Origin of the sequence: Streptomyces phaeofaciens, assembly GCF_014648915.1 — a bacterium.
Taxonomy (GTDB): Bacteria; Actinomycetota; Actinomycetes; order Streptomycetales; family Streptomycetaceae; genus Streptomyces; species Streptomyces phaeofaciens.
In genome coordinates this window covers 131001-144102 of the sequence record NZ_BMSA01000002.1, presented here as the reverse complement: position 1 = coordinate 144102, position 13102 = coordinate 131001, and the positions used below count along the sequence as shown (strand labels likewise).

Genomic DNA, 13102 nt, shown 5'->3' with positions numbered 1-13102 from the left:
TGTCTCCTCACCGGAAAGTTTCACTGCCGGGGGCGCTCCTAGGCTTTCGCGGGTGCCAAAGCTTTCCGTGATCGTGCCGTTCTACAACGTGCAGCAATTCGCCCCGGACACCCTCAGAAGTCTTCATCTCAACGCCCGCCCGGACTTCGAGTTCGTGCTGGTGGACGACAAATCGAAGGACGAAACTCCGGCCATTCTCGAACGGGCGGCCGAAGAGCTTTCGAAGGTCGCCGAGGTGCGCTTCGTCCGCCATGAGGAGAACGGAGGACTCGCCACCGCCCGCAACACCGGGCTCGACGCGGCGCGGGGGGAGTACCTGACGTTCCTGGACGGCGACGACTGGCTGGCCCGGGGCCACCTGGTCAAGCTGCTCGCCGCGATCGAGTCGCTGGGCTGCGACTTCGTCCGCACCGACCATGTCCAGGCCACCGGACGCGCCCGGACCGTCGTCCGGCATCCGCTCGGGCGGCGCGAGGAGGTGCTGGACCCGCGCGAGGCGATCCTGCCCACCGACCGCTCGACGTCCGTCGACTACGCGTACGCCTGGGCCGGCGCCTACCACCGGCGGCTGCTCGACAAGGGGCTGCTGCACTTCACGGACGGGCTGCGGACCGCCGAGGACCGGCCGTGGATCTGGAAGCTGCACCGGGAGGCGGAGTCGTTCGCCGTACTGAACCTGCACGGCGTCTTCTACCGCCGCGGGGTCGCCTCCTCCCTCACCCAGATCGGCGACGCCCGCCAGCTGGACTTCATCCGGGCCTTCGACCAGGTCGTCGAGGAGACCGCGAAGGACCGGGAGGCGGACCGGCTGCTGCCGAAGGCGGTGCGCACCTACTGCGCGATCATCGCCCACCACCTCGCCGAGATCGACAAGTTCGAGCCCGCGGTGGCCAAGCAGCTGCGGACGATGAGTTCGGCGGCCATACAGCGTATGCCGCAGGAGCTGCTCACCGACGTCCTGGACACCATGGACCTGCGGCGCTCCGCCAAGCTGCGGCGGCTGCGACGCAGGATCACCTCCGCGAAGGCGGCCGCCTGATGACCCGCACCTCCGGCACCTCCGGCACCTCCGGCACCGCCGGCACCCCCGGCCGGCCCCATCCTCCCCGTCGGACGACGCAGATCTTCTGCGCCTCCACGCTCTACGGTCTCGCCACCCTCGCCGCCGCGCTGGACTCCGACCTGTTCCCGGCGGCGGACCGCCGGCTGCTGCTGGTGTGCAACAACGCCACGAACCCGGAGACCGCCCCGGCGGTCGACGAGATGCCCGGCTTCGCGCCGCTGCGGGACCGCTTCGACGCGGTGCTGTCCTGGAACGACGCGATCAGCCCCTTCCACCCGGGCGCATGGTCGCCCCGCCCCGACGACGTGCCGCTCCTGGAGCGGTATCTGCGGCTGCTGTGGGGGCTGGGCGACGACCGGGTGGAGATCGTCCTGGAGTCCCTCCAGGTCAACCCGGCCCAGGCGATCGCCCAGGTGTTCCCGGGCGCGCCCGTCGAGGTGTACGCGGACGGGCTGATGAGCTACGGCCCGACCCGCAACAAGATCGACCCGCTGATCGGCACCCGGGTGCGGCGGCTGCTCCATCTGGACCTGGTGCCCGGGCTGGTGCCGCTGCTGCTGACCGAGTTCGGGGTCGAGGCCCGGACCGTGCCGACGAGCGCCTTCCTGAAGGTGCTGGGGCAGGTCGGCGAGGGCGTCCCGGAGCTGCCGCCGCTGCCCGACGGAGCGGCGCTGCTGCTCGGGCAGTACCTGTCGGCGCTGGACATCCTCTCCGTGCGGGAGGAGGAGGACCTGCATGTGCGGATGATGCGGGGGGCGGTGGCCCGGGGGCACCGCTCGGTCGTGTTCAAGCCGCACCCGACCGCGCCGGCCCGCTACAGCCGGGTCCTGGAGGCGGAGGCGGAGCGGCTGGGTGTCGAGCTGACCGTGCTGGACACGCCCGTCCTCGCCGAGGTGCTGTTCGAGAAGGCCCGGCCGGCGCTGGTCGTCGGCTGTTTCTCCACCGCCCTGTTCACGGCGTCCGCGTTCTACGAGCTGCCGGTCGCCCGGATCGGCACCGAGCCGCTGCTGGAGCGGCTGACCCCGTTCCAGAACAGCAACCGGGTGCCGGTCGTCCTGGCGGACGCGCTGCTGCCCGACCTGGAGGAGAAGGACGAGACGGTCCCGGGCGACACGCTCACCGGTCTGCTCCACGCGGTCGGCTTCGTGATGCAGCCGCAGATCTGCTCGGGGCTGCGCCCGGCGGCGGAGAACTATCTGCGCACCAGGCTCGGCCCGCGTACCCAGCGCTACTTCAAGCGCAAGCGGCTGACCTCGCTGGGCCTGCCCGGCGGTATTCCGGAGCGGCTGGCGTTCCTCCCCCGCAACTCGACGGCCCGCCGTGTGGTCCGCCGTGCCAAGGCGCTGCGCAAAGCGGTCCGTCGCTGACCTCGGATTCTTACGTGCCGGAAACACGCGTGCGGCCGTTTCCCGCGCCGCCGTTTCCCGCGCCGCCGTTTCCCGCGCCGCCGTTCTTCGCGCCGCCGTTTCCCGCGCCGCCGTTCTTCGTGCCGCCGTTTCCCGCCGGGTGGCCTGCCGTGCGGTAAACGGCGCCCGGGGAGAAACGGCGGTGCACGGCCGACCACGCAAATAAACCCGAAAAGATGAAGAGCAATGGGGAAGCCCGCTCCCGGACGCAAGGAGTTGGGCCGCGGTTAACCCGGGCTCCATAGCTTCCCCGAATGCTGCAAATAGCGTTCTCCACAGCCCCGTTCACCCATGGGGGCGGGCCGAGATGACTCAGCAGGACATACGCCCGTCCGTACCTGCTCAGCTCTCGCCGGCCGCGAAGGCCCCGGAACGTCGGCCGCTGATCTCGTACGTCCTGCCGGTCTACAACGAGCAGGACGGCATCGCCGCCTTCCACGCCGAGCTGACCGCCGCCCTCGCCGGCCGGCCGGACCTCGACGTCGAGCTGGTCTACGTGAACGACGGCTCCGCCGACGGTTCGCTCGCCATCCTCCAGGGCCTCGCCGAACGCGACGACCGGGTCAGAGTGGTCGACTTCGCCCGCAACTTCGGCCACCAGATCGCCATCACGGCCGGCCTGGACCTCGCCCGGGGCGACGCGGTGATCGTCATGGACACCGACCTCCAGGACCCGCCCCGGGTCAGCCTCGAACTCGTCGACGCCTGGCGCGAGGGCGCGGAGATCGTGCACGCGCGCCGCCGCTCCCGGCAGGACACCCCGTTCAAGCGGGCCACCGCGCACCTGTTCTACCGGCTGCTGCGCTCCTGGACCGACGTGGACATCCCGGTGGACACCGGCGACTTCCGGCTCCTGGACCGCCGGGTCGCCGACGAGCTGTGCCGGTACCGCGAGCGCAGCCGGTTCGTGCGCGGCATCGTCGCCTCGATGGGCTACCGGCAGAAGGAGATCTCCTTCGACCGCGACGAGCGGTTCGCCGGCGAGACCAAGTACCCGCTGAGCAAGATGGCCCGCCTCGCCATCGACGGCGTGACCAGCTTCTCCACCACCCCGCTGAAGCTGATCACCCGGCTGGGTTTCGTCGTGCTCACGCTGTCGCTGCTCGGCATCCTGTACGCGCTGGCGATGAAGTTCTTCCGGCCCGAGATCACCGTCTCCGGCTGGACCATGCTGATGGTCGTCGTGCTGTTCCTGGGCGGTACCCAGATGCTCTCCCTGGGCGTCCTCGGCAGCTACATCGGACGCATCTACAGCGAGGCGCAGGGGCGCCCGCTGTACCTGGTGCGCGAGGTGATCGGCGCCGAGAAGGACGGCGACGGTGACCGCTGACACGACCGCGCCGGTCACCACCGCGCCCGACGACCGGGCCCGTACGGTACGCCAGCTCGTCCGCTACACCCTGATCGGCGGCAGCGGCGTCCTGCTCGACCTGCTGGCGTTCTTGCTGCTGCACAACAGCGCCGGGATGGACGAGCAGTTCGCCAACGCCCTCAGCACCACCCTGGGCATCACCAGCAACTTCGCCCTCAACGCGCGCTTCACCTTCGAACGCCGCGACCGGCTCGTCGTGCGCTTCCTGCGCTTCTACGCCGTCGGACTGACCGGCATCGCGCTGACGAACCTGCTGTTCCTGCTCTTCACCGACTCGCTGGGGATCGACGCCAACCTCGTCAAGGCGGGCTCGCTCCCGCTGGTCCTCGCGCTCCAGTTCGTGCTCAACAGAAAGTGGAGCTTCGCATGAACCTCGGCATCATCGGCGCGGGTGCCACCGGCCTCACCGCCGCCTGGGACGCCGTACGCGCCGGCCACCAGGTGACCATCCTGGAGGCGGCCGCCGAACTCGGTGGTCTGGCCGCCTCGCTGGAGATCGGCGGGGTCCCGCTGGAGCGGTACTACCACCACATCTTCCGCAGCGACAGAGCCATGATCGCCCTCATCGAGGAGCTGGGTCTGGGGGACGCGCTGCGCTTCCACAGGCCGACGACCGGCATCTACCGGGGCGGGAAGCTCATCGACTTCACCACCCCGTTCGACATGCTGCGCTTCCCGGAGTTCTCGCCGGTGGACGCCGTGCGGTTCGCCGGGTCCTCGGCGGTGCTGAAGGCCGTGCGCAACGGCGGTGACCGCTTCAACGACCGCACCGCGCTGGCCTGGCTGCGCAAGTGGGCCGGGAAGAAGGCCACCGGGGCGATCTGGGAGCCGCTGCTGAAGGGCAAGTTCGGCGACCGCGCCGAGGAGGTGTCGATGGCGTGGCTGTGGGCCCGCATCCACTGCCGGACCTTCGAACTCGGCTATGTGGACGGCGGGTTCGAGCGGGTCTACGCGGCGCTGCGGGACGGCATCGAGGAGCGCGGCGGCAAGGTGGAGTTCGGCAAGGCGGTGCAGACCGTCCGGCAGGAGGCCGACACGCCGGTCGTGACCTGCGCGGACGGCTCGACGTACCGCTTCGACCGGCTGATCGTCACCACGCCGCAGCCGGCCTTCGCCCAGGCGGCCGGGCTGCCCTCGGACAACGCGGTGTGGAAGAACCAGTACCTGGGCGCCACCTGCTTCGTGCTGGAGCTGGACCGCAGCGCGATCCCGTACTACTGGCTCAACATCAACGAGCCGGACTTCCCGTTCCTGGCGGTCGTCGAGCACACCCGGATGATCGACCCGACGGTGTACGGCGGGCGGCACATCCTCTACGTCGGCAACTACGTGGAGCGCGAGGACTGGCGGTTCACCACCGAGCCCGGTGAGCTGCTGCACGCGTTCGTGCCGTACCTGAAGCGGATCAACCCCGCGTTCGAGATGTCCTGGATCAAGGACTGGCACTTCTCCCGGGCCGGATTCGCCCAGCCCGTCGTGACCCCCCGCTACCGGGAGCTGATCCCGGCCCACGAGACGCCGATGAGCCGGGTCACGCTGGCCACGATGGCCCAGATCTACCCGCAGGACCGGGGGCAGAGCTACTCGGTGGAGATGGCGCGGAAGGTGACGGGGTCGCTCGGACTGCGGTGACCCGCGGAACGGGAAAGGGGCCCCGGTCGTCGACCGGGGCCCCTTTCCCGTGTCGTCTCACCTCAGCTCGCAGACCACCGTCGGCGCGCCCTTGGTGAGCGGCGGGCAGTCGTACGTCGCCTCCACCCGGGCCCGCAGCCCCGGGTCGACGTAGGCCAGCCGGAACCAGGCGCGGTCGAGGATCGCGTACGGCGCGGGGTCGTGGTCGACGCAGTCCGCGTTCTCCGCGAAGGACTTCAGCCGCGCGACGTCCGGGAGGAAGCGGGAGCGCTGGAGGAAGGTGGCGATCGGGTAGCGGCACTGGGCCGGGTGGTCGACGTAGTACGTCGTGTCGCCGAAGGCCAGGTAGAGGATCTTCGCACCCGCCGGGATCCGCGCGCGCAGCCGATCGGCGTCCGCCTCCTTGCGTTCGGTGTTGCGCAGGAAGGACGCGCTGGTCGAGGAGACCTTGCCGTGCTGCACCAGGTGCGGCGAGTCGGGCCAGACCGGCCCGGCCAGGCAGACCACTCCGGCGAGCGCGACGAGCGCCGCCGACCGGGCCGGGGCCGGCCGCCGCAGCCGTACGTCCACCACGGCGGCCAGCAGCGCCACCAGCCCCAGCGCCCAGACCGTGGCCGGCCGCTGGAGGCCCTTCGGGGCGTGGGTGTACAGCACGGGCAGGGCGCCGTACAGCAGGGAGACGGCGCCGAAGCACCACGGGGGCGAGCCCTTCGCGCCGCCCACCGCGAGGCCCCACGCCGCGGCGGCCACGACGGTCAGCTGGACCGCGTGGTACAGGAACCAGTTGCCCTGGACGATCACGACGGCCAGCGATCCGCAGCCGATGAGCACGGCGATCGTGAGGAGTTCGAGGCGGCGGGCGCGGCCCCGGGCGCGGGCCAGGATCAGCACCAGCGCGCCGGGGAGCAGCAGCAGGACGGGCGTGAGGACGGCCCGGTCGGCCAGGAAGTCCACGGAGCGTTCGAGGATGAAGCCGGGGCGGATGCCGGTGCGGCTGAGCGCCGACTGGTTGATCCTGGGCATGTCCTCGGTCCACTGCCACTCGTGGGAGCCGAGCAGCACGCTCAGGGCGAAGAGGGCCAGTGCTCCGGGTACGGCGACCAGCGCGGCGCGTACCGCCCGGCCCCGGTCCACGGCCCAGAGCAGCAGGATGCCGAAGGCGGCGGTGGAGGCGGTGGAGTACTTCATCATCACCGCGAGGCCGAGCGGGAGCGCGGAGAGCAGGGCGGCGGGCCAGGGGCGCCTGACGCCGAGGGCGGCGGCGAGGCCCAGGACCGTCAGCACCACGGCCGTCCACTCCGGCTGGAGGAAGTCGGTGCGCGGGGCGAGGGCGAGGACGAGTCCGGTGGCGCCGGCGGTGACGGCGGCCTCGCGGGCGGTGACCCGGCGCAGCAGGGCTGCGTACAGGGCGAAGGCCGCGGCGGCCACCAGGAGGGCGCCCTCGATCTCGATGACCGTCTCGCGGACGACCACGCCGCCGGCCGTCGGCAGGTCCAGCAGGGCGATGAACCACCGGTAGAAGAACGGGCGGTGGGTGAAGACCTCGGACGGGGAGTAGCCGGCGTCGCCGCCCAGCCGTAGGGCGCCGAGCACGTACTGGAGGTCCCCGGTGAGGCGTCGGGTGAGCACGGTGTACCCGACGACGGCCGCGGCCGTGACGGCGACCGCCGGCCACCACAGGGGTGACCGGCGGACGCGCGGGGCGGCGGACGCGTCGACCGGTGCGGTCGTCGTCGCCATGGGATCAGCCGCCCAGGACGGCGCGCAGGTCGGCGGCGTTGGCCTCGGTGGTCTTCCACAGTTCCTGCTGCCGGCCGTGCACGTCGGCGACGGTGCGGTCGTGGTCGGCGAGCAGGTCGCGGGAGCGTTCCACGAGGACGTCGGCGAGGTTGCGGTCGTGCACCGAGACCCCCCATTCGGGGCGGTCGATGTCCCGCAGGAAGTACGCCATCTTCGGGTGCGAGATGAGGCTGATGATGGGCGTTCCGCAGCCGAACGGGATCATGCCCGCGTGGCCGCGCATGCCGATGACCAGCTTGGTGCGGGCGTACAGGTCGCGGATCTCGTCGTTGTCGAAGTCGTACATCGGGATGACGGGCAGCGAGACGCCGTGCTCGCGGCGCAGGTCGAAGGCGAGTTTCTCGTCGTCGAGGGAGTGCGCCGCGCACTTCACCTCGGCCAGTGCGCCGAGGTCCTTGACGGCCTTGGCCATCTGGGCGAGGAAGTAGCCGTAGTCGTGGCCGAAGCGCAGACCGGCGCGGTCGTAGGCGGCGTTGAGGAGGATCGTGTCCTCGCGGGTCGCCGGGTCGCGCCAGCCGTCGACCAGCTGGCGGGTGACCGTGGTCGGGCAGGGCTGGAAGCGGACCTTGTCGTGGAGGTGCGCGGGGAGCATCGCCCGCACCTTCTCGATGGAGCCGTGGTTGCGCAGGCCGAAGAAGGACGAGCGCTCGACGAGCAGGCGCAGCGAGGCGCGGAAGCGCTCCGCCCGGTAGGACTGGCCGTCGAAGGCGTTGAAGCCGACGGCGTAGACGGCGATCGGCACGTCGATGCGGCCGAGCAGCTCGTCGGGGACGTTCCACTGCCAGGCGCTGTTGCCGTTGGGCATGGTGTCCGGGATGAACAGTCCGCCGCCGCCGATGACCAGGCCCTTGCGGGTGTTGACGCGCTCCAGGGCCGCCTCGTCGAAGAGCCGGTGGGCGTGCACGGAGTGCCAGCGCCGGGAGGTGGTGTCCGGGCCGAAGGCGAGCCGGACGCTCTCCGGGAGCAGTTTGTCGCCGGCGTTGCCCTGGCGGTCCATGTAGAAGGCGACGTGCGCGAGCTGGTCCTCGGGGCGGCCTGCGGGCTGGGCGGGGACGCCGACGGTGCGCTGGTGCCAGATGCGGCTGGCGCGGTGGGTCGGGTCCACGGTGAGGCCGGACGTGGCGTGGGCGCGGGCCCGGTCGTCGTCGCCGTGCACCCAGGAGATCTGGGCGAGACGGGCGAAGGCGGTGGCGGCCCGGTTGGGGGCGGCGGTGGCCAGCAGGAGCTGTGCCGTGGCCTCGTCGTAGCGGGAGACGCTCATCAGGGCGTGCCCGTAGACCTCGTGCGGCCAGGCCTCGTCGATGGGGAGGTGGACGCGTTCCAGGATGTCGACGGCGGCCTGGTAGTCGCCGGCGCCGATGTGGGCGAGGGCGACCTTGCGGGCGGTGTCGACGTCACCGGTGCGCTCGACGTGCGGGGTGCCGTAGTGCACGAGCAGGTCGTGGTGGAGGGTGTCGCCGGCTTCCAGGTAGGCGGCGTGGAGTTCGGCGTCGGTCAGCTCGAACGCGGCCCAGCGCTCCTGCGCCAGCCCGTACCCGGCCTCGCCGCCCTGCCAGGGCTTGTGGCGGCCGGTGAAGTGCAGGACGGCGGTGTCCTCGGGGACCGGGAGGTCGCCGGAGAGGCGGCGCTTGACGAAGTTGTACTTGGGGTCGAGGTCGACGAAGTCGCCGTCGAGGAGGGCGTTGAGGATGCCCTGGTCGTGCTTGTCCAGCTCGTACGTGCCGCTGCGGCCGATCGCGTCGATCTTCGCGCAGAACGTGTCGGTCAGGTACTCCTTCTGGATGACGAGGAGACCGCTGTTGAGCATGCGGGTCTTGTCGCCGTAGAAGAACTGCGGGACGGCGCCGAGGCCGTGCCGCATCGCGAGCAGCTCGCCGATCGGGCCGAGGACCACCATGTCGGTGTCCAGGGTGATCACGGTGTCGTAGTCGCGGATCCGGAAGACGTCGAGGATGAAGTAGGCCTTGCGGACCAGGTAGTTGTCCTGGTCGCCCTTGACGTAGGAGTCGTAGTGGCCGGCGTCCACGCGGCGGAACCTCACGCGCGGGTGCAGGGCGCGGATGGCGGCGACGGAGGCGGGGCGCAGGTCGTCGTGGAGGACGAGGAAGTCCTCGCAGACGTCCGGGTTGGACAGGGCGAGGGAGCGCAGCAGGACGAGGAAGCCGGGCAGGTAGTTCTCGTCGACGAAGCTCGCGAAGGCGATGCGGCGCTTGCCGGTCAGGGCGGAGGCGTCGGTGACGGGGGCCGCCGGGGCGGATATGGAAGTGGTCATCGCAGGGAAATCCTCATGCCGGAGACGCTCTGGGCCCGTTCCATGACCCACGCCTTCTCGCTGCCGTATTCGTGCACGTTGGTGATGGCCAGCTTCATCGCCTCGGGGAGGCGGTAGGCGCCGCTCTCGTAGAAGTCGAAGCCGATCAGGTCGAGGGTGGGGCTGACGTCGAGGAAGTCGAGCAGCCACAGCATGTTGAAGCCGGAGGTGGGGATGGCCGCGAACTGTTCGGTGGTCCAGCCGCCGATGTTGCGCACCGGCCAGCGCAGGGATTCGTCGTTCAGGTAGGTCTGGGCGCCCGGGACCAGCTTGTTGCGGACCGAGTACTTCCAGTCGGGCGAGTTGCCGCCGAAGACGAGCCGGATGTCGACCGGCTGGTCCCAGTTGTAGGCGTGCTTGTGGATGGTGACGTGGATGTCGGTCCGCCTGCCCGTATGGACGGGGTCGATGCGGTACGAGTTGAAGCGCACGACGAGGTCGTAGGCATCGATGTCGGAGCCGAGGCCGCTCTCGCCGACCTTGCCGGAGTTGGCGATCAGGCAGATCGACTTGCCGGCGATCCGGTTGCGGAACTCGCCGAGGCTGAGCCACTGCACGCCCCCGAACAGGGGGTCGGGGACCGGGCCGCGCATCCGGTTGCGGCGGGTGTCGGCGTACAGGGCGAGGGCCTGGGCCAGCTCGGCGGTGGGCCGGGCCTGCTGGGCCGTGGCCAGGTCCAGGTACTGGGCGAACGCCTCCTGGACCTCCTGCTCGGGGGTGCCCTGGCGGTCCATCGCGCGCAGGGCGCCGACCAGGCGGGCCTGGGCGCCGGGCTGGTCGCCCGCGGCGTGCGCGGCGAGGCCCTCGGCCCAGGCGTCGGTGGCGGGGCCGTCGGCGAAGCGGGCGGACTGCGGGACCGTGCGCTCCAGGAGGGTGAGCAGCTCGGTGCGGGCCCGGGTGGCGGCGTGAATGCCGTCGACGCGGGCGCGGACGCCGAAGCCGTCGTCCTTGGTGAGGTCGAGGTAGCGCTCGTAGGCCTCGGCGGCGGCGACCGGCAGGCCCATGGCCTCCAGGACCCGGCCGCGCAGCCGCCAGCCGGCGCGGGAGTTGCGGCGCTGGTGGAGGATCGTGTCGGTGATGAGCACGGTCAGGTTCAGCTCGTCGTCGTAGCCGCAGACGACCGCCTTGTTGCCGACGGCGAGCAGCGCGTCGAGGACGGCGTTGGCGATGCCGGCGCCGCCGGACGCGGCCGCCTTGGTGCGTCGCAGCAGGCTCGTGGCGGTGACCTGCGGCGCGGCCGGCTCCTGGGTCGCCCACAGGGCGAGAAGCTGGCGCAGCGACTCGGCGAGCGCGAGGCGGCGGGGGTCGAGGCTGCCGACGAGCTTGCCGCTGTGCACCGAGCATGCGCGCAGGCAGTCGTCCAGCGCGACCGGGGACGGCACTGCCGAGGGCCTCTCCGGCCTGGTGTCTGACCCTCTGCTGCGGACCCTCGTCATGGTTCTCCTGGCATCTGAACTGACGTGTGGACATGCGTATCGACTGGCGTGTGAAAACAACACAGAACTGCTGAGTGTTGAGGGGAGGTTGAGAGAACGTAAGAAAGGAAAACGACGCCCAGGTGAACCCCTCGGAACACGGGGGCGAATGCTGAGACTGTCGAACAGAAGTTTTGCGGGTGACGTCATAGGGTCTGCATGGACGACACTCATTCGAATTCCGAGGGACACCGGCGTGACACAGACGGTCGTGAACGCGGCGCAGGACGGCCCCGGCGCCGAAGGCGCCCCGAAGGCCGCGCCGTCCGGCGGCCGGCTGCGCGCCCTGGACGGCCTGCGGCTGGTGGCGGCGCTGATGGTGGCCTGCTATCACTACGGCGGCCGGGGCGGCGACATCACCCACGCCTGGGGCACCTCTGCGGCCCGGGTGTTCCCGACCCTGCACACGCCGTTCGCGTACGGCTGCCTCGGCGTCCAGATCTTCTTCGTGATCAGCGGGTTCGTCATCTGCATGAGCGGCTGGGGCCGCTCGCTGCGCTCGTTCTTCGCCTCCCGCACCGCCCGGCTGATGCCCGCGTACTGGGCGGCGGTGCTCCTGGTGACGGCGGTCTTCGCGCTGCCCGCCGTCGCCTACACGGCCGTCTCACCGAGCGACGCCCTGGTGAACCTGACGCTGCTTCAGCAGCCGCTGGGCGTGAGCCGGGTGCTGGGCGTGGACTGGACACTGTGGGCGGAGGTCCGCTTCTACGCCCTGTTCGCGCTGTGCGTGGTCCTGCCGGGCGCGAGCCGGCGCCGGGTGATCCTGTTCTGCGCGGGCTGGATCCTGGCGGCGGCGATCGCGCAGGGGGCGCACCAGCCGCTGCTCGACATCGTGCTGATGCCGGAGTACGCGCCGTTCTTCGTCGGCGGGGTGGGCCTGTTCCTGGTGCACCGCGATCGCAGGGACCCCTACGCCTGGGGGATCGTCGTCGTGAGCTTCCTGATCGGCCAGCACTACGCGGTGGACAGCCTGTGGAACGCCGCCGACCCGAACGCCTTCGCCCACCGCACGTCCTTCGGCATCATCGCGGTCGTGGCCTTCGGGTTCGTCGCCGTGGGCGCGATCGCGCTCGGTCTGCTGGACCGGGTGAACTGGCCCTGGCTGACGGTGGCCGGGGCGCTCACCTACCCCTTCTACCTGGTGCACGAGCATCTGGGCTGGGTCGTCGTCGAGACCCTGCACCGGCGGCTGGGGGTGCCGTCGGCCGCGACCTTCGTGCTGACCGTCACGGCGATGCTGGTGCTGGCGTGGGTGTTGAACAAGGTGGTCGAGGAGCGGCTGACGCCGAGGCTGCGGAAGGCGCTGGCGGCACCTCGCCGGTGAATTCCCGGTGAATGGGCTGCCGTATTTCAGGAAACGCCGTATCGCGCCCCGATTCCCGCGATGACGATCTCCAGCCCTTCCTCGAAATGCTCGCCGTAATCGTGGAAGATCTCCGCGCCCGCCCGCGCCGACAGCGGGAACTCGGCGAGCAGCCGGGCGCGTTCCGCCACGTCGTAGCCCTCACGCCGTTCGTCCGGCAGCGGCTGCACTCCCTGCTCCTCGATGACGGATCCGATGGTGTACGCGTAGGTGCTCGACGTGGCCCGGACCGCCTGGCCGAGGGTGAAGCCGGCCGCGGTGAACAGCCGCAGGGTCTCCTCCATCTGAGCGGCGTGGTCGGTGCCGGTGAAGCGTGAGCCGCTGAACACCTTCGCGCCGTCGCGGTAGGCGAGCAGGGCCTTACGGAGCCCGTGGTTGGCCCTGCGCAGCCGTTCCTGCCAGGTGTCGCCGGGATCGAGTTCGGTGCCGGCGACCATCCGCCGGTACATCTCGGTCGCCATCTCGTCGAGCAGGGCCTGCTTGTCCTTGAAGTGCCAGTACAGGGCCGGTGCCTTGACGTCGAGTTCCCTGGCGATGGCGCGCAGGGTCAGACCGTCCAGGCCGGTCTCGTTCAGCAGCGCCAGGGCGGCGTCCGCGACGCGCTTGCGGTCGAGGGGGGCTCGTCGTTCGGTGGTCACGCTTGACAGTTTAACGCCGTTAAGGGCACGCTCGTGGGCGAC

At 70.8% G+C, this 13102-nt stretch carries 11 protein-coding genes; 6 read left to right on the top strand and 5 right to left on the bottom strand.

Translation table 11 applies throughout. The annotated features are described in order from the left end of the window. Positions 1-52 precede the first annotated feature (52 nt). Together IE275_RS04145 and IE275_RS04140 are read left to right on the top strand one after the other, a co-directional pair. Entirely contained in the window at positions 53-1039 is a 987-nt protein-coding gene (locus IE275_RS04145) for a glycosyltransferase family 2 protein (protein ID WP_189707631.1), read from the top strand. Continuing rightward, complete coding sequence (locus IE275_RS04140; RefSeq protein ID WP_229870093.1) at positions 1039-2430, top strand: polysialyltransferase family glycosyltransferase; 1392 nt, start codon at positions 1039-1041, stop codon at positions 2428-2430. The genes IE275_RS04145 and IE275_RS04140 overlap by 1 nt, the downstream gene beginning before the upstream one ends. Before the next feature lie 10 nt (positions 2431-2440). On the opposite strand, the gene IE275_RS04135 is transcribed toward IE275_RS04140, so the two are convergent. Next, on the bottom strand, positions 2441-2656 hold the full coding sequence (locus IE275_RS04135; protein WP_189707629.1) for a hypothetical protein: 216 nt from the start codon (positions 2654-2656) through the stop codon (positions 2441-2443). Between the two features lie 120 nt (positions 2657-2776). On the opposite strand from IE275_RS04135, the gene IE275_RS04130 reads away from it, so the two are divergent. The 3 genes from IE275_RS04130 to IE275_RS04120 are packed head-to-tail and all read left to right on the top strand — an operon-like array spanning position 2777 to position 5473. After that, positions 2777-3799: a glycosyltransferase family 2 protein gene (locus IE275_RS04130; RefSeq protein ID WP_189707628.1), complete on the top strand. Its 1023-nt coding sequence runs from the start codon at positions 2777-2779 to the stop codon at positions 3797-3799. Next, positions 3789-4211 carry a GtrA family protein gene (locus tag IE275_RS04125; RefSeq protein WP_189707625.1) on the top strand — a complete coding sequence of 141 codons (423 nt, stop codon included), beginning with the start codon at positions 3789-3791 and terminating at the stop codon, positions 4209-4211. The genes IE275_RS04130 and IE275_RS04125 overlap by 11 nt, the downstream gene beginning before the upstream one ends. Further along, complete coding sequence (locus IE275_RS04120) at positions 4208-5473, top strand: NAD(P)/FAD-dependent oxidoreductase (protein ID WP_189707623.1); 1266 nt, start codon at positions 4208-4210, stop codon at positions 5471-5473. The genes IE275_RS04125 and IE275_RS04120 overlap by 4 nt, the downstream gene beginning before the upstream one ends. 57 nt (positions 5474-5530) lie before the next feature. On the opposite strand, the gene IE275_RS04115 is transcribed toward IE275_RS04120, so the two are convergent. The 3 genes from IE275_RS04115 to IE275_RS04105 are packed head-to-tail and all read right to left on the bottom strand — an operon-like array spanning position 5531 to position 10966. Continuing rightward, positions 5531-7213 (bottom strand): hypothetical protein, encoded by a 1683-nt coding sequence (locus IE275_RS04115; protein ID WP_189707621.1) that lies wholly within the window; start codon positions 7211-7213, stop codon positions 5531-5533. 4 nt (positions 7214-7217) lie between these two features. After that, positions 7218-9545: a glycosyltransferase gene (locus tag IE275_RS04110; protein WP_189707619.1), complete on the bottom strand. Its 2328-nt coding sequence runs from the start codon at positions 9543-9545 to the stop codon at positions 7218-7220. Continuing rightward, a complete protein-coding gene (locus IE275_RS04105) occupies positions 9542-10966 on the bottom strand; it encodes a glycosyltransferase family 29 protein (RefSeq protein ID WP_229870092.1) in 1425 nt (474 codons plus the stop codon). Before IE275_RS04105 ends, IE275_RS04110 begins: the two co-directional genes overlap by 4 nt. A 289-nt stretch (positions 10967-11255) precedes the next feature. On the opposite strand from IE275_RS04105, the gene IE275_RS04100 reads away from it, so the two are divergent. Beyond that, the gene (locus IE275_RS04100; protein ID WP_229870091.1) at positions 11256-12383 is read left to right on the top strand and encodes an acyltransferase family protein; all 1128 of its coding nucleotides are present in this window, start codon (positions 11256-11258) and stop codon (positions 12381-12383) included. Positions 12384-12409: 26 nt separating this feature from the next. Here IE275_RS04100 and IE275_RS04095 read toward each other — a convergent pair whose 3' ends face one another. Beyond that, entirely contained in the window at positions 12410-13060 is a 651-nt protein-coding gene (locus IE275_RS04095) for a TetR/AcrR family transcriptional regulator C-terminal domain-containing protein (protein ID WP_189707612.1), read from the bottom strand. Positions 13061-13102: the final 42 nt, after the last annotated feature.

Bases quoted from the DNA above. Each gene is read 5' to 3' on its own strand.
- IE275_RS04140 (WP_229870093.1), top strand. From the start codon at position 1,039: ATGACCCGCACCTCCGGCACCTCCGGCACCTCCGGCACCGCCGGCACC.
- IE275_RS04130 (WP_189707628.1), top strand. From the start codon at position 2,777: ATGACTCAGCAGGACATACGCCCGTCCGTACCTGCTCAGCTCTCGCCG.
- IE275_RS04120 (WP_189707623.1), top strand. From the start codon at position 4,208: ATGAACCTCGGCATCATCGGCGCGGGTGCCACCGGCCTCACCGCCGCC.
- IE275_RS04115 (WP_189707621.1), bottom strand. From the start codon at position 7,213: ATGGCGACGACGACCGCACCGGTCGACGCGTCCGCCGCCCCGCGCGTC.
- IE275_RS04110 (WP_189707619.1), bottom strand. From the start codon at position 9,545: ATGACCACTTCCATATCCGCCCCGGCGGCCCCCGTCACCGACGCCTCC.